Here is a 24,428-nt window from a genome sequence, read left to right on the forward strand (position 1 = left end):
CCAATTCTTACATCAAATCAACGGTTTACGCTATGCTCGCCAGCAGTCCTGCATAATCCGGGCTAGTTAACGCGCCTTGACGGGCTGATCCATAGTTTTCGATGCTAATGGTAAAAAGGCGCTGTATCATACTCAGAGCTGGCTTCCCGCGCTGTATCCCCCGCCAGGCGGCGGTTACCCGCTTCCAGGAATTCCTTGGACCAGAAACAATACATGCTCTCGGCAATGCCCTCGCGCCGGCACAGCTCAGCGATGCTGTGCTCGCCGCGGCGCCCGGCGAATGTCACGCACAACCGCCTCGGCGGTGAGCTTTGGGGGTGAAGATTTCTGGCTCATCGTAGCGACGAAGGAGCATGGATGAGCCAGAAATCCCCCCACATTCAAGATGCCAGTTTTGTGTCATGGGCGCTGACGGCGGACAGTGGCGATCAAGGAAAATAAATCGAGGTATCAGTTGTCGCGGTCAAGCGGCGCGCCCAGCGCGAACCACCCCTGGCAGACCAGCAGCATCATCTTCGCGGTGATGTCAGGGCTTCCTGGGGAGAGGCTGAGCGAATGTTGCAAGGCCAGGCCATCAACAAGCGCGATTAACGCGGCAGAGAATTCAATGGCGGGCGCGGGCATGGCCTTCCCATGCCGGGTGAAATTCAACGCGATCAATGCAGAGAGCTGGGTTTTGTACTTCTCGAAATGGGCCGCGTATTTTTCTGCAAACCCGGCATTGCGGCTGGAATGGAGTTGCAATTCGACATTGAGCTTCGCCCATTCGGTGTTGCGGTAGCGGGCCTCGGCCCAACGGTCGAACGCACGATCCAGGCTCGACGCATCCTCCTGCTCGACGAAGATCATCTGCAGCTCACGGACATCCTCGTCATGTATCCGCTCCAGGATCTCCAGCATTATCGCTTCTTTGCTATCGAAGCTGTAATAGAAAGCGCCCTTCGAGAAGCCCGCATGTTCCGCGATCTGGTCGACGGTAGTGGCCGCATAGCCATTGCGCGCTATGCATTCCCGCGCGGAGCGGACGAGGCTTTCATACGTCTGCGCCTGATTTTCCCTCTGTCTCGCCCGTGCCATCGTTCTCTCCTGCTTTCTCTGCCCGCCCTGGCCGGCAGCCGGAAATAATGGCCCATGGCAGGGAAATCCACTTCCATTATAATACCATTTGGTATTATAATACCAGATAGTATAAAAATATGATGGCAACAGCCCGCGGTGATAAAATGGAAGAGTCGTGCATGACGGATTGTCCAGCCTTGCTGGCGGTAAATGATATCGCAGATTGGCACGAGACGGCAGATGTCGTCGTGGTTGGCTTCGGCATTGCGGGCGCCTGTGCGGCGCTGGAGGCGCGCCGGGGCGGGGCTGATGTGCTTGTTGCCGAGCGCGCCAGCGGCGGCGGCGGGGCAAGTGCGCTCTCCTCTGGACTGTTCTATCTCGGCGGCGGGACGCCGGTGCAGCAGGCGGTCGGCGTCGAAGATACGCCGGAGAATATGTACAAATTCCTCATGGCCAGTACCTGCGCGCCCGATGCGGCGCTGGTGCGCTGCTTCTGCGATGGCGCGGTAGAGCATTTCAACTGGCTCGAAACGCAAGGCGTTACTTTCGAACGCAGCTATTTCAAAGGCAAAACGGTAGAACTCAACACCAGCAACGAGGGGCTGTGCGGGACGGGCAATGAAAAAGTCTGGCCGTTCCGCGACATTGCGCCCCCGGCGGCACGTGGCCACAGGGTATCGCGCCCAGGCCAGTACTGCGGGGCGATGGCGACGCAAGCGCTGATAGCGCGCTGCCAGGAGGAAGGTGTGCGGGTGAGCTATGACACGCAGGCCACGGCGCTCGTGGCAGACCCGGCCGGACGCATTATCGGCGTGCGGCTGCGCAGCGCCGGGCAGGAGAGGCATGTACGCGCCCGCAAGGCGGTGGTGCTGGCGACCGGCGGCTTCAGCGCCAGCCAGGAGATGATGGCCGAATTCGCACCGCAAATGCTGGAGAATTGCGAGGCGCTCGGCGTGCCGTATAACGATGGCGCGGGCATGCGGCTTGGGAGATCGGCGGGCGGGGCGCTGCAGGCTATGTCCGGGCTTATCGCCACGGCCTCATTTTATCCCCCCGCGCAACTGATCAAGGGCATTCTGGTGAACAGCCGGGGTGAGCGCTTCGTCGCCGAAGATTCGTATCATGGCCGCACCGCCAGCTTCATCATGGAGCAGCCCGATCGCAAGGCGTACCTGATTGTTGACGCGGAGATCTTCGCCTATCCCGAAATCACCTATCTGGGCCACAGGCTGGTGGATGGCTGGGAGAGTACCGCGGAGATGGAGGCGGGGCTGGACCTGCCCAATGGCTCCCTCCAGCGCACGATGGCCGATTACAGCCGGCATGCGGCGGCGGGAAAAGACCCGGCATTTTTCAAGCATCCCGACTGGGTGAAGCCGCTCGACCAGGGGCCCTGGGCCGCATTCGATGTCTCGTTTCATCATTCGCGCTACCTGTTCATCACGTTGGGCGGGCTGAAGGTGAATGCCCGGGCCGAAGTGCTCAGCGAACAAGGATCGCCGATCCGCGGCTTGTACGCGGCAGGAGCCTGCGCCTCGACGATTCCGCAAGACGGCAAAGGCTACGCAAGCGGGCTCAGCCTCGGCCCCGGATCATTTTTTGGCCGGGTTGCAGGGCGCGAAGCGGCTGGCGCTTAGCCGTATTGAATTGACAATGATGTTCCGGAGGGGGCAGAGCTTTGACGGGCAAGGATAATTTCGATTTCATCGTAGCCGGCAGCGGCGCTGCGGGTCTTGTGGGCGCGATAGCCGCGCGGCGTTGCGGGCTGCGGCCGCTCATCGTTGAAAAGTCCGGCCAATGGGGCGGCACCACGGCTATTTCCGGCGGCGTGCTCTGGGTGCCGCAAAACGATCTGATGAAAAGCGAAGGCGCGCAAGATTCTTCGGAGGCGGCGCACAGCTATCTCCGCGCCCTGATCGGGCAGGAGGCTGATGCGCACGCCATTGCCAAGGCGGAAGCCTTTTTGCAACACGCTCCGCAAATGGCGCGGATGCTGGCGCAGGAAGGCGTTCGCTGGATCAGAACTAAGGATCATCCGGATTATTACCCGGAGATGCCTGGCAGCAGCATTGGCCGCACGATCGAGTCCGCGCCGTTTGACGGGCGCCGCCTTGGTGAACGCTTCAAGACCATGCGGCTGGCCGATCTCGACCTGCCCGCGATCAATAGCGGCCAATACGGCACGCTGACACGCGCTCGTACAAGTCCCGGCCTGTTCCTCGCAGCGGCGCGGGTGATGCTTGGCCACAAAATACGCACCTGGCTTGGCGCGAAACCGCTCGGCAATGGCCGCGCCTTGGTCGCCGCGCTGATGAAGATTGCGATGGAGCAGGAAATTCCCATCCGCCTCTCCACGCGGCTGGTGGAACTGATCTGCGAGCAGGGGGCGGTCACCGGTGTGGTCGTGGACAGCGGCGGTAAACGTGAGCGGCTGAACGCGGCGGCGGGCGTGCTGCTCGCCGCCGGCGGCTTCGCGCGCAACGCCGGATTGCGCGCGTCGCTGCAAGGGAGAACGCAATTTTGGACCAATGCAATTCCAGAAGATGAGGGGGATGCCTTCACCCTTGGCACGGCTATCGGCGCAGGGCGGGAACTGACGGAGGGTTGCTGGTGGATGCCGTCAATCCAGACGGGGCCGGATCAGAATGGCCTTGCGCTGGGACTGCGCGCGCTGCCAGGCAGCATTATCGTTGATGCATCCGCAAAACGTTACATGAATGAGGCACGCTCATATATGGCAACCGGCAAAATCATGTACGAGCATGGCGCTGCAAATGAACGCCATTGGCTGATTATGGATGGAAGGTTTCTCAAGCGCTACATGTTTGCGGAATTGTCACAAAAATCAATTCGCGATCAGATGCTCGAAAACGGGTTTCTGCACCGGGCGGAGACCCTCAGTGCCCTCGCAGTGAAGTGCGGAATTGATCCAGCCATATTGCAAAACACCATCGACCGGTTCAACGGTTTTGCCCGGCATGGCGTGGATGAGGATTTCAGGCGCGGGCAAACCGCCTATGATTGTTATTGGGCAGATCCCAACCACCGCCCCAATCCAAGTCTTGGCGAGATACGCACGCCGCCATTCTGGGCGGCTGTTGTGCGGCCAGGTGACCTTGGCACGAACGGCGGTTTGAAAACGGATCATCACGGGTGTGTCCTCGGCACTGATGAGAGGCCAATCGCCGGTCTATACGCTGCTGGTAATGCGAGTGGGTCGCCGTTTCGTCATACCTACCCCGGCGCTGGCGCGACAATTGCCGCCGCCGCCACTTTCGGGTATTGCGCTGCCATGCATGCGGCAGGATGTGGAAGCAATCGCCAAGCATAGGTGGTATTATCAAATATCTGTAGGCTTGTCTGAGCTGTTTCCGGTTTCGCGAAAACCGTCCTTCAGCCGGAACTGCCATTCATTCTAAACCCATAGAGTTTTTTTCACCTAATTTGACGCATACCCTAAGTTTCTGAGGTAATTTGTAGATTCCGATGAAGCTGGCCGATAATTTCAATCTCAAGCCGGCCGGGTATTCCGATTTGATGTCGAGTGCATTTTCACCGAGATCACCTGCAAGCATATCCGCCTAGATAACTTTAGCGCGATCATTTGAGGTTCGTTCAACCGAGCGAGCCGAAAGCGTGAATTACCCTCAGAAAAACGGCTAGAGACTGATCGCACTCGCCCCAGGAAACGGTTTTATGCAAACATACCGCAGCCATGCCGCATCTCCTGCCACCAACCCCCTCACAGGTTAAGTTCCGCCCCCTGCCGCCGCAAGCATAATTTAACCAACACCGTCGAATCATTGACACTTACGTCGACAACTCCGATAATTCCGCCCCAGGGAGAAAAAATGATCGGCGTGAAAGAACCCATTCCTGGCGTGGTCTACCCCGAGCCAGAGCGTCTGCGCGCCTATCTGGCCGCCGGCGAACTCCCTGAAACCGGCCTCGCCGAAGCGCTCTGCCGCTCCTTCGCCACCCACGCCGCCCGCCCCGCCCTGCACACGCCCGAGGGCAGCATCACCTACGCCGAACTCGACAGCATCACCGGCCGCCTGGCCGCCGCCTTCTGGTCCCTCGGCCTGCAACCGCTTGATCGCGTGCTCTTCCAGTGCGCCAACTCAAAGGAACTCGTCTACGCCCTCATCGGCTGCCTGAAAGCCGGGCTGATCCCCGTCTGCACGCTGCCCAGCCACCGCGAACGCGAAATCTCCTACCTCGGCAACCACACCGCCGCCCGCGCGCATATCGTGCATGACGACGACGAAAAATTCGACCTGGCCGGTTTCGCCCAATCCCTCCAGCCCGACATCCCCAGCATCCGCCACATCATCAGCCTGCGCGGCCAACCCCGCCCCGGCATCTCGCGCCTGGAAGACCTCATCGAGTCCCAAAACGCCGCCGCCGCCCATCAGGCCGTCCACGCCCTCCCGCGCGACCCCTTCCAGGTCTGCATATTCCAACTCTCCGGCGGCACCACCAGCATCCCCAAAGTCATCCCGCGCATGGCCAACGACTACCTCTTCAACATGCAGCGCACCGCCCAATGGCTCGGCTACACCCCCGCCGACACCCTCTTCATGCCCATGCCGATGATCCACAACGCCTGCATGGTCTGCTTTCTCGGCCCCGCCCTCATCTCCGGCGCCGCCTTCGCCATCCCGCGCGACATGACCCCCGCCGCCTGGGGCGAGGTTTTCCGCAGCTACCGCCCCACCTTCGCCGGCCTCATCCGCGCCCTGTTGCCCCGCCTCGAAGCCATGCTCGATGAAGGCCACGCCGATATCTCCAGCGTCCGCGCCTTCTGGAGCCCCGACGGCGCCCGCCTCCTGCGTGAAAAATTCCACCGCCCCACCTACGCCATGTTCGGCATGTCAGAGGGGCTGAACATGTACACCAAAGCCACCGACCCCGATGAGATCATCGACACCTGCGTCGGCCGCCCCATCTCCCCCTGCGACGAAGTCCGCCTCGTCGAGCCCGGCACCAACCGCGAAGCCGGCTTCGGCGAACCAGGCGAACTCACCTGCCGCGGCCCCTATACGCTAAGCGGCTATTACAACGCCCCCGAACGCAACGCCGAGGCCTTCACCCCCGAGGGCTTCTACCGCTCCGGCGACCTGATGATAAAACGCCGCATCAACGGCGAAACCATCTACGCCTTCGCCGGCCGCGCCAAGGACATCATCAGCCGTGGCCATGAGAAGGTGAATTGCGAGGAACTCGAACACGCCATCGCCACCCACCCCGCCATTGCCGACTGCGCCATCGTCGGCATGCCAGACCCCCGCCTGGGCGAGCGCATCTGCGCCTACATCGTCGCCAAACCCGGCCAAACCACCCCCACCGTCGCCCAACTCGCAAGCCACCTGCGCGCCCACGGCCTCGCCAAATTCAAATGGCCCGAACGCATCGAGGCCGTGCCCACCCTCAGCCTCACCAAAGTCGGCAAACTGGACAAAGCCGCCATGCGCCAGGACATCACACAAAAGCTCGCCGAGGAAGCCGCCAAACCCTAAATTTTTGTCACCCGCAACGCCTCGCGCACCCGCCCGCCGGTCTGCGCGCCGGGCAACGCCGCCACCTCGCGCCCGGCTTCCAGCAACAGCGGCAAATCCACCCCGGTCGCCACATTCATCCCCTCGAACATCCACACCAAATCCTCGGTCGCGACATTCCCCGTCGCCCCCGGCGCGAACGGGCAGCCGCCCAGCCCGGCGGCGGAGGCATCAATCACCTCCACCCCCGCGCTCCACGCCGCGAACGCATTGGCCGCCCCCATGCCATAGGTATCATGCCCGTGAAACGCCCACCCCGGCACCTGCGGAAAGCTTGCCATCGCCGCCTGGAACAGCGCCGCCACGTTCCCCGGCACCGCCCGCCCGGTGGTGTCGCACAGCGCGATTTCCACATTGGGCTCCAGCGCCACCAATTGCGCCAACAAATCCAACACCACCTTCGGCGCAACCGCCCCCCCGAAGGGGCAATCAAATGCCGTGGCGATGTTCAACCGGAAGCTGATCCCCTGCGGCAGCATCGCCGCGATCTTCGCATAGTCGCCCACCGACTCCCCAGGCGTGCGCCGCACATTATTCAAATTATGGGTCTCGGAAGCCGACAGAAAAAACGCCACATGCCGCGCCCCAGCCGCCAGCGCCCGCTCGGTGTGTTTTTGGTTCGGCACCAGCACCTGCGCATCCAGCCCCGGCAGCGCCAGCGCCGCCGCCAGCACCTCCCGCGCATCCGCCAACTGCGGCACCGCGCTCCCCACGAACGATGTCACCTCGATCCGCCGCAGCCCCGCCGCATAAAGCGCCTGCACAATCCTTATCTTCTCGCCGGTCGGTATAAACGGCACCACCGGCTGAAACCCATCGCGCGGCGCCACCTCGACGAGACTCACCCCGCGCATCATATCACCCCTTCCGCCCGCAGCGCCGCGATTTCGCTATCCGCCAACCCCAGCAGCCCGCCATAAACCTCATCATTATGCGCGCCGATCCGCGGCCCGGTCCACCGCACGCGCCCCGGGGCCTCGGGCACATGCGGCACAATACCCGGATGCAGCACCTCGCAGCCAAACCACCCATCCTCCACCCGCCGCACCATCCCGCGCGCGATATATTGCGGGTCCGCCGCGCAATCCGCCGCCGTATAGGCCTTGCTGCTCGGAATATCCGCCTCACCCAGCCGCGCCAGCAGCTCATCGGCATCGAGCGTGCGCGTCCACTGCGTAATCAGCGCATCCAGCGCCGCCACATTCTCCACCCGCGCCTTGTTCCCCTGGTAGCACGGCATATCCGCCAGCTCCGGCTGCCCCATCACCTGCGCCAATTTGGCAAACAGCGGCTCCGAATTCGCGCCGATCAACACCCAGCAACCATCCCGGCTCGGATACGCATTGCTCGGCGCCGCCGTCGCCAGCCCGCCGCCCGAAGGCGCGCGGATTTTCCCCAGCGCGCCATATTCCGGCAACACCCCTTCCATCAGGCTCAGCACACTCTCCGTCAGCGCCGCATCCACCGTGCGCGCCTGGTCATCGCCGCCCACCCGGTCGCGCTGCCACAAGGCCGCCATCAGCCCAAACGCCGCATAAATCCCGGAAATGGAGTCCCCGATGCTCACCCCCACCCGCACCGGCGGCAAATCGGACGTTCCCGGCGGATGATTGGTCAAATACCTTAACCCGCCGATTGCCTCGCCAATCACCCCAAATGCCGCGCGATCCCGGTAAGGCCCATCCTGCCCATAGCCTGAAATATGCGTGATGATCAGCCCCGGCCTCACACCGCGCATCACCTCCGCCCCCAGGCCAAGTTTATCCAAATGCCCCGGCCGGAAATTCTCCACCACCGCATCGCAGCGCGCCACCAGCCGCAGCACCAGCGCGCGCCCTTTTTCGCTCTTCAAATCCAGCGTCACGCAACGCTTGTTGCGCCCATGGACTGACCACCAAAGCGAATGCCCATCCACCATATCGCCCCACTGGCGCACCGGATCACCCTGCCTGGGCTCCACCTTGATGACATCAGCCCCCAGGTCAGCCAGCAGCCGCGTGCAAAAAGGCGCCGCCACAAAATGCCCGAGTTCCAAAATCCGCAGGCCCTCAAGCGGTGTCTTCAAAACCTACACTCCCTCAACCATAACGCGCCACGCCGGCATAAAAATCCAGCAGAGCCTGATTGAAATCGCGCGGATTTTCAATGGTCGGATAATGCCCGCTCTCGGGGATCATCATCACATGAATATCCGGATAATCCCGCCGCATCTCGCTGATGAAATATTTGCGGTTATGCGCCGCCTCATCCTCGCCCACGAGCAGCATCACCGGCACTTTGGCCGCGCGCAACCGTTGCGCAATCCCCGCCCGCCGCTCCGGCGTCAGATACGGCGGCGTCACAAACGCCGCCACCGAGGTCAACTCATGCGCCTTGGTGAAAACTTTCAATATTTCAGGGCTGTTCAAAACCTTCGGCCCCCAGAACTGCCCATATTCCAGCCGGTCCCGATACACCGCCATCATGCCCTGCTCACGCGCCAGCGCATGCATCCGCAAAAAATTCTGCTTCCCTGCCTCACCCAGCGGCTCATAAGGTTTGTGGTGTTCGTCGGAGATAATCATGCTCGCCGATGAAATCACAATCCCCTTCACACGCTCCGGAATGCGGTCAAACAAATGCAGCGCCGTATTCGCCCCCCAATACGCCTGCCCGAACAAATAAAATTTATCCACCCCCAGATGATCCAGCAGCGCGATCTGGTCCTCCGCCATCCGGTCAAAATTATAAAACGCATTCGCCCGCGCCGGGTCCTCAAGATGCGTGGTCAGCCCATGCCCGCGAATATCCGCCGCGATGGTGCGGTAATATTTAGAAAACACCGGGAAATTATCATCGAACCCCTCGATGTTCGAGGTCAAATTATGCACCAGCACCAGCGCCTCGCCCTGGCCCTCCGCACGGTAATTTATCTCTATCCCATTCAGCGCGATTTTCGGCATTACGCCGCTCCCCGCATCTTCCGCACCAAGGGTTCATACTCACGCTGCAACGCCGCCCAGCTCTCCCCAGCAATCCGCCCAAATTCCTTAATCCGCTCCGGCACCATCTGATACGGCGGCCGGTTCGGCCCCGCCTTCATCCATCCCGCCGCATCCATGCGCCCCTTCTCCAGCGCCGTGTTATGAATCTGGAACATCTCCCAATCGCCATAACAAATCACCGGCAGCACCGCCGTGGTCATCTTATCCGTCAGCGCCAGCGCCGCCCGCCAATCACCGCTCACCTTCGCCGCCGCCACCAGCTCGCGCAACGCCACCGCGGGTGCCGGCCCGCATGAGGCACTGCTCGACCAAAACGCCACCGCCGTCTCCGGGTCCAGCCGCGCCGCCGCATAAAACTCCGCATCCATCGGCATCAGCCGTATCCGCCCCTTCGCGGCCTTCTGGTCGCGCAAATACGTCGCCGCACTCGCGGTCTTTGCGCAAATCACCTGCGGAATCTCCGCCACCTGCGCCCAGAACGGCGGCGGGAAATCAAACTTGAACACAAATGAATTGGCATAAATACAAACCGGCATCTCCGGCACCGCCTCCGCCAGGTCGCGGTAAAACTGCGCCGCCATATTGGCATCCGGCTTGTTCCACATCCCCGGCCCCACCATGGTGCCATCCGCGCCCAGATCATACGCCGCCCGCGTCTGCGCAATCGCCTCGCGCGTGCCAAGCGCCGTGGTGCCCGCAAACACCGGCACCCGCCCGCGCGCGCTCTCCACCAGCGTTTTTATAAACGCCTGCTTCTCGGCCACACTCAGCGCCGCGCATTCGCCCAGCGTGCCCAGGCTCAAAATCCCATCCACGCCGGAGGCAATCAACGCCTCCACCACCCGCGCCGTCTCGTCCAAATCCACCGTATCGGCCGCCCGCCAGTCGGAGGCATTCTCCTTCGCCGGTGTCGGAATAATCGCCCACGCCCCCACAACATCCGCCGCCGTCAGCCGGGTTTTACGAATCGCCATATTTCAACTCACCTTTTCCTAAAACCCAGGGCGCAGCCTCAGCCCTGATACAGCCCGATCGGCCCCTCGGTCAGGTTCACAATCACCGCCTTGCTCTGCGTGTAATGCAGCAGCGTCTCGAACGTATTCTCCCGCCCGAACCCGCTCTGCTTGAACCCGCCCAGCGGCTGCCCCGGCACAAAATTATAATACCGGTTGATCCACACCGTCCCGGTCTGCATTTCCCGCGCGAACCGATGCGCCCGCGTCAAATCCCTGGTCCAAACACCGCCGCCCAGCCCGTAATCAGTATCATTGGCCAGCGCCAACACCTCATCCTCATCGCGCCAGCCCAAAATACACGTCACCGGGCCAAAAATCTCCTCGCGCGCAATGCGCATATCATTGCGCACATTGCTGAAAATCGTCGGCTGAATAAACAACCCCTGCTCAAACCCAACGATCGAAGCCTTCGCCCCGCCCGCCAGCACATGCGCCCCCTCGGCACAGCCCAGCTCCAGATACCCCGCCACCTTATCAAACTGAACCTTCGATGCCTGCGGCCCCAGCTGCGTACGCGGGTCCTGCGGATCACCCTGCCGCACATGGCCGATCTGCGCACTGAGTTTTTCCAAAAACCGGTCCATCACCGACTCATGCACAAAGGTCCGGCTGCCCGAAATACAGACCTCGCCCTTGTTGAACACGGTCGACATCACCACCCCCTCGGCGGCGGCATCCAAATCCGCATCGGCGCACACGATGTTCGCGGATTTCCCCCCCAGCTCCATCGTCTGCGGAATAATGTTCTGGCTTGCATACTGCATGATCTTGCGCGCCGTCGGTTTCGAGCCGGTGAACGAAACCTTGCGCACCAGCGGATGGCGCACCAGCGGCTCCCCCGCCTCCGGCCCATACCCGGTCACGATATTCACCACTCCCGGCGGCAAAATATCCGCGCACTCCTTGAAGAATTCCAAAATTGAAAGCCCGGTGGATTCGGCCGGCTTCACCACCACCGTATTCCCCGCCGCCAGCGCCGGCGCCACCTTCAGCGCGGTGCAATACAGCGGAATATTCCACGGCACGATCGCGGCGCAAACCCCCAGCGGCTCGCGATGCACCAGCAGCATGCTATCGGGAAAATCCGTGGTCTCGCCATGAATCTGCAATGGCAGGCTGGCAAAATAATCATACACCTCCGCCGTCGCGGGGATATCGAACATCGTGGCATCGCTAATCGGCTTGCCGTTATCCACCGTCTCCATCATCGCGAAATCCGCCAGCCGCGCCCGCAACCGCCGCGCCATTTCCTGCAAAACCTGCTGGCGCGCGCGCGGGTGCGTACGCGACCATGTCTTGAACGCCCGGTGCGCCGCCTGCACCGCGCGGTCCACATCCACCGCATTGCCCGCCTGAATATTTGAGAGATGCGCCCCCGTCGCCGGGTTGCTCACCGCGATGGTTTTCCCCGAATCCCCGCCCACCCAGGCGCCATCGATGAAATGTCCATAGCTCTCCAGAAAAAGCCCGCGCCGCGTCCCGCCGGTCGCTCCATCCATCGCCATCACTCCCTCAAAACTCTGTTCCTGGCTTCCGTCCCGTCCCGCCGCAATTTTTAATCATTATTATCCAATAATCGACATTAGCGTCGAAAATGTCAACCCGCTAGCCTGCTCGCATTAAGTGCGATCAGGCTCTGGCCATTTTTTCCGAGGGCGATTCACGCTTTCGGCTCGCGCGGTTGAGCGAACCTCAAACGATCGCACTCTAAACAAACCGCTCCCGCAGCCAGCCAATCACCCGCACCGCCGCAATCTCCTGCCCGCTCTGTTCATCCAACCGCAGCGACTGCCCATGGTGATTGCCCCGGATATCCACCCGCTGCTTGTCCCGGCTGCCGATGCTCTCAAATATCGCCGCCGCATCCGCCGGGAACACGCTGTTGTCCCCGGTGTAATAAATCATCAGCACCGGCTGCTTAATCGCCCCGCCGCACAGCTCAAAAGAGGCGCGCGAGATGATCCCCGACCAGGTGGAAAGCCAGCTCTCTGGCGTGCAAACCCGCGCAAACCCCACGCTCCCCACGTTGGAGACCAGCGGCTCCGCCCCCCACACACTGCCCCAGCGCCGGTCGGAAGGGTCCAGCGTGGTATCGAAGCAGCGCAAATCCGCATCCGTGCGCCACACCTCGAAAATACCCGAGAAATTCGCCTTCAGCGCACTTCCCGCGCCGCCTTCCTTCATCCGCGCCTTCTCCGCCATGCGCTGCTTAATCGCGGCGCGCGCCCGCGCGTCGATCCGCGCCACCCGCGCCGCCTGCGCCTCGCGGTAGCGCGCAACAAATTCCGGCGCATAGCGCGCGCCGCCCTCCTTGCCCGGCCTGAAGCCGTTCGCCGGGCTGAAGGGGTCCAGCGCCGGATCAACCGCGAGCGGGTCGCGCTCGTCAGTCACGGAGGGATCAATCATATTCCTCAGTAATTTCCCCTGCCCCGGATGCGGCGCCACGAAAATAAACCCATCCACCACCGGCAACACTGCCTCGCCCAGCTTCACCGCCCGCCCGCCAGGCGTGCGCGCCAACCGCTCCCCCGGCGGCAGCAGCGATTGGTGGTTATAAAACGCGAACAGCCCCGCCCCGCCGGAATTGCCCAGCTGCACGACATGCTCAAACCCCAGCTCCCGCAGCTTGAGCATGCCCGCGCCCACATCCAGCACCGCCAGCTCATGCTCCAGCCGCAGATCATTCCCCACCGTGCGCGGCCCCTGCACCCAGCAGGCATACCCAGCCCCTACCAGATGCGGCACCAGATAATGCGACACCAGCAACTCCCGCGGATGCATGATAAACACCACCGTCTGCTCGCGGTCCTGCGCATGCAGATACCCCAGCACCGGCGCCCCGTCCGCCGTCATCAACGGAAACACCTGGGTCGACATCCCCGCCGGCACCAGCGCCGGGTCCCATGACGCTCCGCGCAGCCCAGCCGTCACCCGGCGCTCAAGTTTCGGGTCTTCGCTCTTCTCGCTCATCCGCCCGCCCCTCCGGAATAAATCACCGCCTCCGCCGGGAGCCGTTGAAGCTCTTTTTACCCGGCGCCAAAAAGACAACCGGCCCCAGCCGCGTTTCCGCGCCCCAGGCCGGCCAGTCTCAGAGATACAGTCTCAGCGATCGAATAGTCGACAGATACGTCGAAGCTGTCAAGGCGAAGACCCGCGCGCATCGCAGGCCGCCACGTTCACACGTTCAGCAGCAGATGCTCCCGCTCCCAGGAGCTGATAACCCGCAAATACGTCTCATATTCCAGCCGCTTCACCGCCACCAGCACATCCACCAGCTTATCGCCCAGCACCCCGCGCATCGCCTCGGATTTATCCATCATATCCAGCGCATGGCTAAGCTCGCGCGGCAGGGTGTATTCCCCTGAATAGGCCGAGCCAATCTGTGCCGGTGTCGGCTGCAACCCCTCCACCATGCCCAGATATCCGCAGGCCAGCGTCGCCGCGAACGCCAGATACGGATTGGCATCCGCCCCCGGCACCCGGTTTTCCACCCGCATGGCCGAAGGCTCGCCAAAAGGCACCCGCAACCCGCAGGTCCGGTTGTCATACCCCCATTGCAGGTTGATCGGCGCATTGGAAAACCGCGTGAGCCGGCGATACGAATTCACATTCGGCGCATAAATCGGCATCACCGCCGGAATATATTTCTGCAACCCCGCGATATAGGAGAGAAACAACGGGCTCGCCTTGCCATCCGGCCCCGCGAACATGTTCTCGCCCGTCTTCGGGTCCACCACGCTCTGGTGCACATGCATCGCCGACCCCGGCTCGGTGCCCATCGGCTTTGACATGAAGGTGGCATAGATATTATGCCGCAGCGCCACCTCGCGCACCGTGCGCTTGAACAAAAACACCTGGTCGGCCAGATGCAGCGGATCGCCATGCAAAAAATTGATCTCCACCTGCGCCGCGCCCTCTTCATGGATCAGCGTATCAAGGTCGAGTTCCTGCAAATCGCAAAAATCATACATCTCCTCAAACAGCGGATCGAACTCGTTCACCGCGTCGATGGAATAAGACTGCCGCCCGGTCTCCTGCCGGCCCGAGCGCCCCACCGGCGGCACCAGCGGATAATCCGGATCGGTATTGCGCCCCACCAGATAAAACTCCAGCTCCGGCGCCAGCACCGGCTTCCAGCCCTTGGCCTTGTAGAGCTGCAACACACTCTGCAGAACTTGCCGAGGCGCCATCGGCACCGGCGTGCCGTTCGCGTATTGGCAATCATGAATAATCTGCGCGGTCGGCTCATGCGCCCAGGGCACCAGCCGCACCGTGCTGGCATCGGGGATCAGTTTAATATCGATAATCGCCGGATCGGTGAGCATATCGGTCGGGTCCTCGGGATATTCCCCCGTCACCGACTGAATAAATATCGCCTCCGGCAACCGCGGCGCCCCTCCTTGAAAAAACTTCTGCGCCGGCATGATCTTGCCGCGCGGAATCCCGGTGATATCAGGCACCAGACACTCAACTTCCGTTATCCGATGCTCATCGAACCACTCTTTTAAATCAATTGTACTCATAACACCCTCAAAAAATACTCCCCCTGCGCAGCAGCGGAGGGGGAGCCTTAAAATTATTGTTTCGAAGCCGTCCAGATCGCGTTGAAGAGTTTCAACTTCGCGCCCGAGAGCGGCGGCAGGAAATGCAGCAGCTTGAAATCTTCCGGTGTCGGCGAAACCAGCCGCGCCTTCAGATTATCCGCCAGCATCGGCTGCGAAGCGGCATTCGGGCTACTGTAATCGTTAAAGTTCGAAAGTGCCGCACCTTCCTTCGCATCAAGGATAAAGTTGATGAACTCAAGCCCCAATTTCGCATTGGGCGCATGCGCGGGGATCGCCATGGTATCAACCCAGATCTCCGTCCCCTCCTTGGGCAGGAAGAAGCCGATATCCTTGCCCGACCCGTCGGCATAGCTGGTCGCCACATCGCCATTGAACACCATGCCCGCCGAGTTGAGCTTGGACTTCAGCTGGTCACGCTCGGGCTCACCATCCACGAACCCCGCGAAGTTCTTGCGCGCGCGGGTCTCCTTAATCAATTTCGCCGCCGCCAGCCATTCGGCCTTGGTGTCACAGGTAAAGCCATAGCCCAGATAGGCGCAGGCCGCGCCAATCGTATCCTGCCCGCTCCCGCTCATCAGCGTGAACGGATAGGTGGTATTGATCTTCGGATCAAACAGCAGCCCCCAGCTCTGCGCCGGATCTTTAATCTGATCCTGCAGATACCCAACACCCGTGGTGCCCCACTGATAGGGAATGGAATATTTATCGCCCGGATCATAGGTCGGATTCTGGAATTTCGTTTCAAGATTCTTGAAATTCGTAATCGCGCCATGGTCCAGCGGCTGGATCAGCCCCTCGGTAATCAGGCGCGCCACATAATAGCTGGAGGGCACCACAACGTCATATTGCGAATCCGCGCCCGCCTTCAGCTTGGCTTCCATTTCCGAATTTGAGTCATAATCGGTCTCCACCACCTTGCAGCCGCACTGTTTCTCAAAATCCGTTATCATGGCTGGGTCAATATAGGCCGACCAGGTGAACAAATTGAGCGTCGGCTGATCAGCCCGTGCGCCCTGCGGCAAAATCACCGCGGCGGCAACAAAAGCAGCGGCGCAGCTGGCGCCCAACAGTTTTGATTTAAGCATGGTCACGATCTCTCCTCTTGGTTGTTATGCAACAGCCGGAATCCGGTTGCTGCGTTCGCGATGGCGGGTAACAAAATAATAAAGCAGGGCAACACCGATGACGGTCGCAATCATCAAGCTGCCCAGCGCATTGATCTCGGGTGAAGAACCCTTGCGGGCAATCGCACTATAAATATAAATCGGCAGCGTGACACTCCCCGGCCCCGCGGTAAAAAAGCTGATCGTGAAATCATCGATCGATAATGTAATCGCCAGCAAAAAACCGCCGATCAACGCCGGGCGCACCACGGGGATCGTCAGAAACACAAAGGACTTCACCGCATTGGCATATAAATCCTGCGACGCCTCAAACAGGTTCGGGTCCAGCCCGGCAAGCCGCGCATACACCACCAGCGCCACATAAGGCGCCTGAAAGGTGACATGCGCAATCCCCATGGTCAGCAATCCGGCCGAGAGCAACCCGGTATATTCATGCACGAAATTAAAAAATATCAGCTCCGATATACCAAAAACCAGACTCGGCATAATAATCGGTAAATAAATGATCAGGCTCGGCAGCGTCCCAACCCAAAACCCGCCGCCCTTGGCCGGGCGGAACCGGCTCAGCCCAAAACCCATCAACGTACCCAGCATGGTGCCCAAAACCGCCGAGCCGATGGCCAGCGTCAGCGAGCGCCGCAGCGCCGCCAACACCTCCGGGTCATTCAGCAACATCCCATACGCCGCCACATTGGGCCCCGGATGCCCGAGCGACGGCGCGAACGAAAAAATCGCGATCACCGAAAGCGGCGCATACAACAACAGATAAACCGGCAGGCTGATCCCCGCCAGCACCCGCTGAATCCTGCGTGGCACCGCGTTCATAACATCGCCCCTTCCCCGCCGCCCAACCGTTGCGTCAGCCTGCGGAACACGATGAGGCCGATGCAGGTGAACGCCAGCATGATCAGCGTCAGCGCCGCGCCATAAGGCCAGTCGGGCGAAAAGGTGAACTGGTCGGCAATCAGCGAGCCCAGCATCATCGCCTTATCGCCCCCCAGCAATTGCGGCACCACATAATCGCCAAACGCCGGAATCCCCACCAGGATAATGCCCGAGAGCAACCCCGGCAGCGTCTGCGGAAACACCGTATTGAAAAAAAGTTTCGCGCCGGAGGCATACAAATCCCGCCCGGCCTCCACCAGCGTCCAGTCCAGCTTCTCCGCCGCCGCATAAAGCGGCACCACCATATACGGCAGATAATTATAGCTCAGCCCCACCAGCACCGCGAAATCACCCGGCATCAAGCCCAGATGCGGCGGAATAATCCCCAGCACCTGCGCAACATGCGAGACCGGCGCAAACGGGTTGAGCAGCTCCATCCACGCATAGGTCCGCACCACCTGGTTGGTCCATGAGGGCACAATGGCAAACAACAGCAGCACCGGGCGCATGTTCGCCGGGCGCGTAACGATAAAAAACACCAGCGGATAAGCCAGCAAAATCGTCACCGAGGTCGCCACCCCCGCCTGCAGCAGCGAGCGCAGCAACACCGTGAAATTCGCCCCGCTCCAACCCAAAATCCCATAACCCGCCACCTGCGAGAACGAATCGAGCGAGAGCGGCAAAACCGGCGAGCCAAAATCACTGTTGGTGAAAAACGCGATACCCAGCATCACCCCGCTGGGGATCAGCAAAAACAGCACAATCCAGAACAACCCCGGCCCCGAGGTGATCCAGAGCCGCCAGGCCCGGCTGCGCGCTTCCCCCTGCGCCGCGGTCCCCATTCAGGCCTCCACCAGCATGATATTCTCAGGCTTCAGCTCCACCACCACCGCCTCGCCCGGCCGCCAGCTCCGCTCCGCCGCCTGGTTGTTGGTGTCCAGCGCCAGCACAAACCCGCCCCCGCCCAGCTCAATGCGATATTGCGTCGAGGCGCCCATATAAATCGCCTCGCGCACCGTGCCGGGGAACACATTCTCCCGCCCCTGCGGCGCATGCGTATCGTTATAAATCCATATCTTCTCCGGCCGGATCATCGCCATCCGCGCCGCACCTATTGCGGCCGCGATCTTCAACACCCCGATCGGCGCCGCCGCCATGCCCCCGCCCAACGGCTCGATCGCCCATATATTCGAGAGCCCCAAAAATTCCGCGACAAACACATTGCGCGGCTTCTCATACACATCGAGCACCGGCCCCACCTGCTGCAACCGCCCGCGCGACATCACGCCAATCCGGTCAGACATCACCAGCGCCTCATGCTGGTCATGCGTGACGAAAATAAACGTCATCCCCAGCCGCTTCTGCATCCGCAGCAGCTCTATCTGCAATTCCGCCCGCAATTTCGCATCCAGCGCCGAGAGCGGCTCATCCAGCAGCACCACCTCCGGCTCGTTCACCAGCGCGCGCGCCAGCGCCACCCGCTGGCGTTGCCCGCCCGAGAGCTGCCCGGCATTGCGCGCCGCGAACTGCCCGATCTGCAACAACTCCATCATCGCATCCACGCGCTTCTTGCGCTCGGGGTTCCTCACACCGCGCATACGCAGCCCAAACCCGATGTTCTGCTCCACATTCAAATGCGGAAACAGCGCGTAGGACTGAAACACCGTGTTCACCGCGCGCTGATGCGCCGGCACATCCTGCATTTCCTTGCCCGAGATCACGATCCGCCCCTCATCAGGCGTCTCAAACCCCGCGATCATACGCAGCAGCGTCGTCTTTCCGCAGCCCGAAGGCCCCAGCAGCGTAAAAAACTCTCCCGCCTGAATTTCCAGGTCGATATGATCAACCGCGGGAATGCTCCCCGCAAAGATCCTGGTGATACCCGAGAGCGATATCGCCCCCCGCGCGGCTGCAATCCCCACCGGCGCCTCCGGCATCATCACCGCCCCGGACATCAGCCGTGTCCCAGCGGGGTGTAGGTTCGTACAGCGTCAGCCGATGGTCTGCCCAGGTGCCACGACACGCAAATCCCCGTTTTTGTTACCCCGCCAGTCTCGCCCAAGCCACGCGGCGCCGTCAAGAATAATTGACCAATGTTAATGAAAACCCCCAAAAACGGTTTTTTTATTGCCCTGACGGGAAAAACCCTCCAAAACTGTTGAATATTCTAAACGCCGGGAACGCACATCATGTCCACCACCGCCCCCTCAGACGATATCGGCACCCGCCTGCGCCTGGTCCGCCAGATCTACGGCCTCACCCAGCGCGAGCTGGCGCGCCGCGCCGGCGTCACCAACGGCGCCATCTCCCTCATCGAGCAAAACCGCGTCAGCCCCTCCATCTCCTCGCTGAAGAAAATCCTTGACGGCATCCCCCTCTCCCTGGCTGATTTCTTCACCCACAACTTCGCCGCCTCCGACCAGGTGTTCTTCGCCGCCGCCGAGCTGACCGAAATCGCCTTTGGCGAAACCGTCTCCATGCGCATGGTCGGCGGCAACCTCAAGGAGCGCGCCCTGCAGATGCTACAGGAAACCTACCAGCCCGGCGCCGACACGGGGGAGGAAATGCTCCGCCACCAGGGCGAGGAATGCGGCATCATCGTCTCGGGCAGCCTCACCATCACCGTCGGCGCGCAGGAAAAAACCCTCCAACCTGGCGATGCCTACTACTTCCGCTCCGACATCCCCCACCGCTTCCGCAACCCAGGCCCCGCCCCCTGCGTGCTCATCAGCGCCAACAGCCCGCCCAGCTTTTAGGTCCTGTCAATCATTAAATTTGCTACACTCCAATAACAATTTCGTTATTAGATTGCTGTTTCTTCATCTGGACGGTATAAATCTCTCGTTAATAAGCCAATATGAGCTTCCTGGAAATTGAGCGACATGTTTCACAAGCTGGTTCATAAACGCTGTTTTGCCGCTCTGCTCACCCGTTTAAGGCCGTCTTTGGGCCGGCGTGGTGCCGTGGCGCTCATCATCGCCCTCACCGCCCCGCTGCTCATCGCCGCCACCGGCCTCGCGGTCGATGTCGGTTATTGGTACCAGCAGCAAGATACCCTGCAATCCGCCACTGACGCCGCCGCCCTGGCCGCCGCCACCACGAATGCTGCCACCACCATCAATCAAACAACCAGCTATTCGGTAACCGACTCCACAACCGCCGAGCCCTACGCCGTCACCGCCGCCAACAACGCCTCGAACTCACAATTCGGCCTGACCCCTTCAACCCTTACCTTAACCTACACGCCCGGCATCCTCTCCAACGGCACCACCATTTCCACTTGGCAGGCCTCGGCCACCATCCCCCGCGCCAGCTTTTTCTCGCGCGTCAAGGGCATGGGCCTGGCAGGGTTGCTCCCCGGCACGCAGTCAGCCTCCGCCTCCGCGGTTGTTAAAACCGTCACAACCACCACCGGCGGGTCCTGCCTGCTCTCACTCGGCACCGCGGGGCAGTCCACCATCGGCAACCTGACCTCAAACGGCAACAATCTGGTTGACGCATTCGGCTGCAACATCACCGCCGATTCCAACGCCTGCAACGGCAATAAATCCGCCATCTCCGCAATTGGCGGCGCGACGATCCAAACCACCGCCACGACGGTCAACAGCCTCACGGGCGCGAGCATCTTCACCGCCGGCTGCACCTATCACGACAGCCAGTCGAACATCCTCGCCGCGAACGGAACGGCCTCCAACAACTACAACATCGTAACCGGCGCCCCCGTGGAGAGCGACCCGCTTTATTATATGGGAGATGTCCCAACATTCTGGTACGACATCAGCTCCAACCTCACCTCAATTCCGCCCTGCGTCGAATATCTCGTCAGCGGCAGCGGCAATTCCGCTTCGGTCCTGATCTCGCCGCCTTTTCAGGACAACGGGAATGACACTCTGCGCTATACCTACTGCCTGTTCGACAGCTCCAGCAAAACATACACAATCCCCACCCAGGGCACCGTCACCTTCTCCAATAACGTAAGCTATTTTTTCAACAACGGCTTTTCCACGGGGAGCCAAACCACCGTCACCTTCGGCACCGGCATTTATTATTTTGACGGCACGGCGAACAACAATAAGGACGGCCTGAACGTGAACGGCGGTAGTGTGATCACCGCCCTGGGCACGACCTTCGTTTTCGCCGGCTCAACCTCATACAGCCTGGGCGGCTCTTCCACGGCTCTCAACATGTCCGCCCCCAGCACCAATTGCGTCGCGCCGCAAAACTATAACGCCCCCGCCGAAGCCCAAAACAACTATACCGCCAGCCTCTACAACATGACCTCGATCGAGAACGGCCAGGGCATTTGCGGCATTTTAATCTATCAGGCCCGTAACGACGTGCTCGGCGGCACAATCAACGGCGGCGTCGCCTCCACGGTCAACGGCATCATCTATACGCCCAAAGCAGGCTTCACCAGCACCGGCAACGCCACGATCTCCTCCACCACCGACTCATCGGGCACCCCCACCGGAACATTTGCCGTGCTGTCAGACAATTTCAAAGTCAGCGGCACAGGCAAGCTTGAGGTGAGCATCGGCGCCGGCAGCAGCAGCGATCTCGCGGCCTCGCTGGTTCAGCAAAAATCCTCAACCACCTCGGCAGCACTGCTCGTTAACTGACATGGCATTTCCCGACACCCGCCTGAAGCAGGCACGCGCGTTACGCGCCGCCTTGTCATTTACGCAAACCATCCGGCGCCTGTGCGCCGCCCGGCGCGCCAGCGCGGCCGTTGAATTCGCGCTCTCCGGCCTCGCCCTCCTTGCCTTCATCATGGCGCTCCTCAACTTCGGCCTGCTCGGTTTTTCCCTCGGCACCCTCGCCCACAGCGTTCAGGCCACGGCCCGCAAGGCCGCCATGTATGCCTCCAACCAATACGCCACGACCGGCACCATGACCTGCCCGTCAAGCGACATGATCACCACATATTTCAACGGCTTTGCCCAGCCCCCGCTGCCCGGCGCCGGCACCGCCACCGGCAGCAACCCCCTCATCACCGCCACCTGGACCAACAACAGCTCGGGCACCGGGGTCACAAGCAGCGGCGCCCCGGAATGGAACGGCGTGTATCTCACCCTCACCGTCAAATACCTCTGGTCCCCGATCGGCTTTAACATGTTCGCCAAAGGCATCCCTCTGAGCATCACCACCGCCGCCACCGTCATGGGCAGTTTTGACATTCCAACCGTCGTCTCGCCGTCATGTCAGTCCTGATCCGCCGCCTCCTCCAGCGCGGCCGCAGGGCCAGCGTCGCCGTGGAGTTCGCGCTGGTCACCAGCTTTTTCCTACTGCCACTCGCCCTTGGCGCATCGGACTTCGTCATCATCATCACCGCGCAGGCCCAGCTCAACACAGCGCTCCAGGCACTTTATTATTTCGCCTGGACCAACCCGCTAACCGCCGACAACCAGACCCAGCTGCAAGAGATCATCACAGCCATCAACAGCGCATCCGTCTATCAGGTCACCCTTCCCGCCACGCTCTCCTCGGGGGCGGCCAACGGCTCGCTCACCTATGCCTGCGTCACCCCCGGCACCACGCCCACCTACGCCGCGGCAACTGGCCCCGGCCAATGTTCCTCAACCCAAATTCAACAAACCTACGTCACCTATAAGCTGACCACGAGCCTCAGCCTGCCGATCAAGCTCCCCGGCATCGCATCACCTTTAACCCTCACCACAAAGGGCAAAATCGAGGTTCAGTAGCCTCAGCCCGGCTTCAACCGGTAGGGCACAACCCCGCGCTCGGCCGTGCCCATATCCAGCGCATGGCCCATCGGCGGCACGGAGCGGTGGCGGCAATTCGTGCGCTCGCACGCCCGGCACCCCGGCCCGATCGGGTCCGCCGCATCCGGGTTGCCCAAATCCAGCCCCGCCGCATACACCGTCAGCGGCGCGTATCGTATCTCGCACCCCAACACCACCGCCACCGCGCGCGGCCGGCTCAAATAAGACCCCCCGCCCCGCCCAACGGTCCGCGCGATGTTCAAATAGCTCATATTATCCGGCGTGCTGGCCAGCTGCACCAAAATCTCCCCCGGCCGCGCGAACGCCCGGTACACATTCCAAAGCGGACAAGGCCCGCCAAACTGCGCGAACTGAAACCGCGTGGCGCTGCTGCGCTTCAATATATTCCCGGCAATATCGGTCTTGGCGAAATAAAACGGTATCCCCGGCAGCTCCGGCCGCTGCATCGTGCTCAGGCGGTGGCAAATCTGCTCAAAACTCGCGCCAAACTGCCGTTGCAAGCGCTGCACATCATAGCGCGCCGCCACCGCCGCCGCATGAAACATCCCGTAGGGCATCATCAGCGCCCCCGCGAAATAATTCGCCAGCGCAATCCGCGCCAGCCCCAGCGCCTCCTCGGTGGTGAACTTCGCGCGCCGCAATTCGCGCTCTATCAAGGGCCGCTGCTGCAACTGGCCGATCACATGCGCCAGCCAAAACATCTCGCTCTCCGGCGATACATCCTCCGCCAGATACAACCGCTTAGAGCCCCGGCTCAGCCGCCAGAACACCCCCTCCGCCAGCATCCCCGGCGAATGCGCCGTGGTAATCCCATGCACATCGCGCAAATAGCGCCGCATATCCTCGCGCAGGCTGGCGGGCGCAAACCCCCATTCCTCGAACATCCCCTCCGCCGCATGGTCCAGCGCCGCAAAATGGTTCTGGCGGGACTGCACCCAGTCGCGCACCTCATCATAGGGAAACCTGGGCAGCGGCCCGCCCGCCCGCGCCGCGCGCTGTTCCGCCTGCCCGCTATAGGCGCGGTAGAGCGTCATGAACGCCTCCGCAAACGCCGGCGCCGCGCGCACCAGCGCCCGCACCTCCGCCTGCGCCCCCGGCATCGCGCGGAACAACGGGTCCCCCAGGTCCTCGCGCAGCTGGCTCTCGCGCCTGGCATCCTCATTATCCGCGAAATAAACCTCCGGCACATTCAGCACCATCGCCAGCCGCGCCAGCAATGCCGGCGTCAGCGGCCGCTGGTCACTCTCAATCTGGTTCAGATAACTGGCCGAAATCTCCAGCCTCACCGCCAGCGCCGCCTGCTTCAGCCCCGCCTGCTCGCGCGCCCGGCGCAGCCTATCGCCTGCAAATATTTTCTTCTCCGTCATGCCAAATTCTTCGCAAAATTTGCAAACCGGCGCAAGGCGTTCGCCATTATCCACAATCCAAACCCTGGACGCCCCCGGCGTTTGGCGCGATGAACACGCCGGACCTCGCGCCCCGCGCGAACAACC

At 61.5% G+C, this 24,428-nt stretch carries 20 protein-coding genes and 1 pseudogene; 7 read left to right on the top strand and 14 right to left on the bottom strand.

Translation table 11 applies throughout. From position 1 onward, the window contains the following. Nucleotides 1–131: 131 nt before the first annotated feature. Together QQJ84_RS10850 and QQJ84_RS10855 are read right to left on the bottom strand one after the other, a co-directional pair. Nucleotides 132–336 (bottom strand): annotated as a pseudogene (locus QQJ84_RS10850) (IS3 family transposase); the annotation flags it as partial. 114 nt (nt 337–450) lie between these two features. Then, on the bottom strand, nt 451–1,077 hold the full coding sequence (locus QQJ84_RS10855) for a TetR/AcrR family transcriptional regulator (RefSeq protein WP_284258208.1): 627 nt from the start codon (nt 1,075–1,077) through the stop codon (nt 451–453). A gap of 161 nt (nt 1,078–1,238) precedes the next feature. Between QQJ84_RS10855 and QQJ84_RS10860 the strand changes: the two genes are divergently transcribed. The 3 genes from QQJ84_RS10860 (at nt 1,239) to QQJ84_RS10870 (ending at nt 6,578) form a co-directional block, all read left to right on the top strand. Continuing rightward, nucleotides 1,239–2,696 carry an FAD-binding protein gene (locus QQJ84_RS10860; protein ID WP_284258209.1) on the top strand — a complete coding sequence of 486 codons (1,458 nt, stop codon included), beginning with the start codon at nt 1,239–1,241 and terminating at the stop codon, nt 2,694–2,696. A 41-nt stretch (nt 2,697–2,737) separates the two neighbouring features. Beyond that, a complete protein-coding gene (locus QQJ84_RS10865) occupies nt 2,738–4,390 on the top strand; it encodes an FAD-binding protein (protein ID WP_284258210.1) in 1,653 nt (550 codons plus the stop codon). A 520-nt stretch (nt 4,391–4,910) separates the two neighbouring features. After that, nucleotides 4,911–6,578: an AMP-binding protein gene (locus QQJ84_RS10870; RefSeq protein WP_284258211.1), complete on the top strand. Its 1,668-nt coding sequence runs from the start codon at nt 4,911–4,913 to the stop codon at nt 6,576–6,578. On the opposite strand, the gene QQJ84_RS10875 is transcribed toward QQJ84_RS10870, so the two are convergent. From QQJ84_RS10875 to QQJ84_RS10925, 11 genes are all read right to left on the bottom strand, one after another. After that, nucleotides 6,575–7,474, bottom strand: a complete 900-nt coding sequence (locus tag QQJ84_RS10875) for a hydroxymethylglutaryl-CoA lyase (RefSeq protein WP_284258212.1) — start codon at nt 7,472–7,474, stop codon at nt 6,575–6,577. The genes QQJ84_RS10870 and QQJ84_RS10875 overlap by 4 nt on opposite strands. Further along, on the bottom strand, nt 7,471–8,682 hold the full coding sequence (locus QQJ84_RS10880) for a CaiB/BaiF CoA transferase family protein (RefSeq protein WP_284258213.1): 1,212 nt from the start codon (nt 8,680–8,682) through the stop codon (nt 7,471–7,473). The genes QQJ84_RS10875 and QQJ84_RS10880 overlap by 4 nt, the downstream gene beginning before the upstream one ends. A 13-nt stretch (nt 8,683–8,695) precedes the next feature. Beyond that, nucleotides 8,696–9,559, bottom strand: coding sequence for an alpha/beta fold hydrolase (locus tag QQJ84_RS10885; protein ID WP_284258214.1), 864 nt, complete (start codon nt 9,557–9,559; stop codon nt 8,696–8,698). After that, nucleotides 9,559–10,575 carry a dihydrodipicolinate synthase family protein gene (locus QQJ84_RS10890; RefSeq protein WP_284258215.1) on the bottom strand — a complete coding sequence of 339 codons (1,017 nt, stop codon included), beginning with the start codon at nt 10,573–10,575 and terminating at the stop codon, nt 9,559–9,561. The genes QQJ84_RS10885 and QQJ84_RS10890 overlap by 1 nt, the downstream gene beginning before the upstream one ends. Nucleotides 10,576–10,613: 38 nt before the next feature. Then, nucleotides 10,614–12,116, bottom strand: a complete 1,503-nt coding sequence (locus tag QQJ84_RS10895; RefSeq protein ID WP_284258216.1) for an aldehyde dehydrogenase family protein — start codon at nt 12,114–12,116, stop codon at nt 10,614–10,616. A gap of 208 nt (nt 12,117–12,324) precedes the next feature. Beyond that, the gene (locus tag QQJ84_RS10900) at nt 12,325–13,587 is read right to left on the bottom strand and encodes an alpha/beta hydrolase (protein ID WP_284258217.1); all 1,263 of its coding nucleotides are present in this window, start codon (nt 13,585–13,587) and stop codon (nt 12,325–12,327) included. A 206-nt stretch (nt 13,588–13,793) separates the two neighbouring features. Continuing rightward, nucleotides 13,794–15,140 carry a glutamine synthetase family protein gene (locus tag QQJ84_RS10905; RefSeq protein WP_284258218.1) on the bottom strand — a complete coding sequence of 449 codons (1,347 nt, stop codon included), beginning with the start codon at nt 15,138–15,140 and terminating at the stop codon, nt 13,794–13,796. A gap of 53 nt (nt 15,141–15,193) precedes the next feature. Next, nucleotides 15,194–16,267, bottom strand: coding sequence for an ABC transporter substrate-binding protein (locus QQJ84_RS10910; protein WP_284258219.1), 1,074 nt, complete (start codon nt 16,265–16,267; stop codon nt 15,194–15,196). A gap of 24 nt (nt 16,268–16,291) precedes the next feature. Next, complete coding sequence (locus QQJ84_RS10915; protein ID WP_284258220.1) at nt 16,292–17,131, bottom strand: ABC transporter permease; 840 nt, start codon at nt 17,129–17,131, stop codon at nt 16,292–16,294. Continuing rightward, the gene (locus QQJ84_RS10920) at nt 17,128–18,033 is read right to left on the bottom strand and encodes an ABC transporter permease (protein ID WP_284258221.1); all 906 of its coding nucleotides are present in this window, start codon (nt 18,031–18,033) and stop codon (nt 17,128–17,130) included. The genes QQJ84_RS10915 and QQJ84_RS10920 overlap by 4 nt, the downstream gene beginning before the upstream one ends. Further along, a complete protein-coding gene (locus QQJ84_RS10925) occupies nt 18,034–19,146 on the bottom strand; it encodes an ABC transporter ATP-binding protein (protein WP_284258222.1) in 1,113 nt (370 codons plus the stop codon). A gap of 234 nt (nt 19,147–19,380) precedes the next feature. On the opposite strand from QQJ84_RS10925, the gene QQJ84_RS10930 reads away from it, so the two are divergent. From QQJ84_RS10930 to QQJ84_RS10945, 4 genes are all read left to right on the top strand, one after another. Beyond that, complete coding sequence (locus tag QQJ84_RS10930; protein WP_284258223.1) at nt 19,381–19,947, top strand: cupin domain-containing protein; 567 nt, start codon at nt 19,381–19,383, stop codon at nt 19,945–19,947. Nucleotides 19,948–20,073: 126 nt separating this feature from the next. Next, nucleotides 20,074–21,810, top strand: coding sequence for a TadE/TadG family type IV pilus assembly protein (locus tag QQJ84_RS10935; RefSeq protein ID WP_284258599.1), 1,737 nt, complete (start codon nt 20,074–20,076; stop codon nt 21,808–21,810). 1 nt (nt 21,811) lies between these two features. Beyond that, a complete protein-coding gene (locus QQJ84_RS10940; RefSeq protein ID WP_284258224.1) occupies nt 21,812–22,402 on the top strand; it encodes a TadE/TadG family type IV pilus assembly protein in 591 nt (196 codons plus the stop codon). Then, a complete protein-coding gene (locus tag QQJ84_RS10945) occupies nt 22,390–22,893 on the top strand; it encodes a TadE/TadG family type IV pilus assembly protein (protein WP_284258225.1) in 504 nt (167 codons plus the stop codon). Before QQJ84_RS10940 ends, QQJ84_RS10945 begins: the two co-directional genes overlap by 13 nt. Before the next feature lie 2 nt (nt 22,894–22,895). Here QQJ84_RS10945 and QQJ84_RS10950 read toward each other — a convergent pair whose 3' ends face one another. Further along, nucleotides 22,896–24,302, bottom strand: coding sequence for a helix-turn-helix domain-containing protein (locus QQJ84_RS10950; protein WP_284258226.1), 1,407 nt, complete (start codon nt 24,300–24,302; stop codon nt 22,896–22,898). Nucleotides 24,303–24,428 lie beyond the last annotated feature (126 nt).

The sequence above is a fragment of the Acidocella aquatica genome, from assembly GCF_030160635.1.
GTDB lineage: Bacteria > Pseudomonadota > Alphaproteobacteria > Acetobacterales > Acetobacteraceae > Acidocella > Acidocella aquatica.

What these genes read in the sequence shown, in the direction of transcription:
- QQJ84_RS10855 (WP_284258208.1), bottom strand. Translation starts at nt 1,077, where the DNA reads ATGGCACGGGCGAGACAGAGGGAAAATCAGGCGCAGACGTATGAAAGC.
- QQJ84_RS10860 (WP_284258209.1), top strand. Translation starts at nt 1,239, where the DNA reads ATGACGGATTGTCCAGCCTTGCTGGCGGTAAATGATATCGCAGATTGG.
- QQJ84_RS10870 (WP_284258211.1), top strand. Translation starts at nt 4,911, where the DNA reads ATGATCGGCGTGAAAGAACCCATTCCTGGCGTGGTCTACCCCGAGCCA.
- QQJ84_RS10875 (WP_284258212.1), bottom strand. Translation starts at nt 7,474, where the DNA reads ATGATGCGCGGGGTGAGTCTCGTCGAGGTGGCGCCGCGCGATGGGTTT.
- QQJ84_RS10885 (WP_284258214.1), bottom strand. Translation starts at nt 9,559, where the DNA reads ATGCCGAAAATCGCGCTGAATGGGATAGAGATAAATTACCGTGCGGAG.
- QQJ84_RS10890 (WP_284258215.1), bottom strand. Translation starts at nt 10,575, where the DNA reads ATGGCGATTCGTAAAACCCGGCTGACGGCGGCGGATGTTGTGGGGGCG.
- QQJ84_RS10895 (WP_284258216.1), bottom strand. Translation starts at nt 12,116, where the DNA reads ATGGATGGAGCGACCGGCGGGACGCGGCGCGGGCTTTTTCTGGAGAGC.
- QQJ84_RS10900 (WP_284258217.1), bottom strand. Translation starts at nt 13,587, where the DNA reads ATGAGCGAGAAGAGCGAAGACCCGAAACTTGAGCGCCGGGTGACGGCT.
- QQJ84_RS10905 (WP_284258218.1), bottom strand. Translation starts at nt 15,140, where the DNA reads ATGAGTACAATTGATTTAAAAGAGTGGTTCGATGAGCATCGGATAACG.
- QQJ84_RS10910 (WP_284258219.1), bottom strand. Translation starts at nt 16,267, where the DNA reads ATGCTTAAATCAAAACTGTTGGGCGCCAGCTGCGCCGCTGCTTTTGTT.
- QQJ84_RS10915 (WP_284258220.1), bottom strand. Translation starts at nt 17,131, where the DNA reads ATGAACGCGGTGCCACGCAGGATTCAGCGGGTGCTGGCGGGGATCAGC.
- QQJ84_RS10920 (WP_284258221.1), bottom strand. Translation starts at nt 18,033, where the DNA reads ATGGGGACCGCGGCGCAGGGGGAAGCGCGCAGCCGGGCCTGGCGGCTC.
- QQJ84_RS10925 (WP_284258222.1), bottom strand. Translation starts at nt 19,146, where the DNA reads ATGTCCGGGGCGGTGATGATGCCGGAGGCGCCGGTGGGGATTGCAGCC.
- QQJ84_RS10930 (WP_284258223.1), top strand. Translation starts at nt 19,381, where the DNA reads ATGTCCACCACCGCCCCCTCAGACGATATCGGCACCCGCCTGCGCCTG.
- QQJ84_RS10935 (WP_284258599.1), top strand. Translation starts at nt 20,074, where the DNA reads ATGTTTCACAAGCTGGTTCATAAACGCTGTTTTGCCGCTCTGCTCACC.
- QQJ84_RS10940 (WP_284258224.1), top strand. Translation starts at nt 21,812, where the DNA reads ATGGCATTTCCCGACACCCGCCTGAAGCAGGCACGCGCGTTACGCGCC.
- QQJ84_RS10945 (WP_284258225.1), top strand. Translation starts at nt 22,390, where the DNA reads ATGTCAGTCCTGATCCGCCGCCTCCTCCAGCGCGGCCGCAGGGCCAGC.
- QQJ84_RS10950 (WP_284258226.1), bottom strand. Translation starts at nt 24,302, where the DNA reads ATGACGGAGAAGAAAATATTTGCAGGCGATAGGCTGCGCCGGGCGCGC.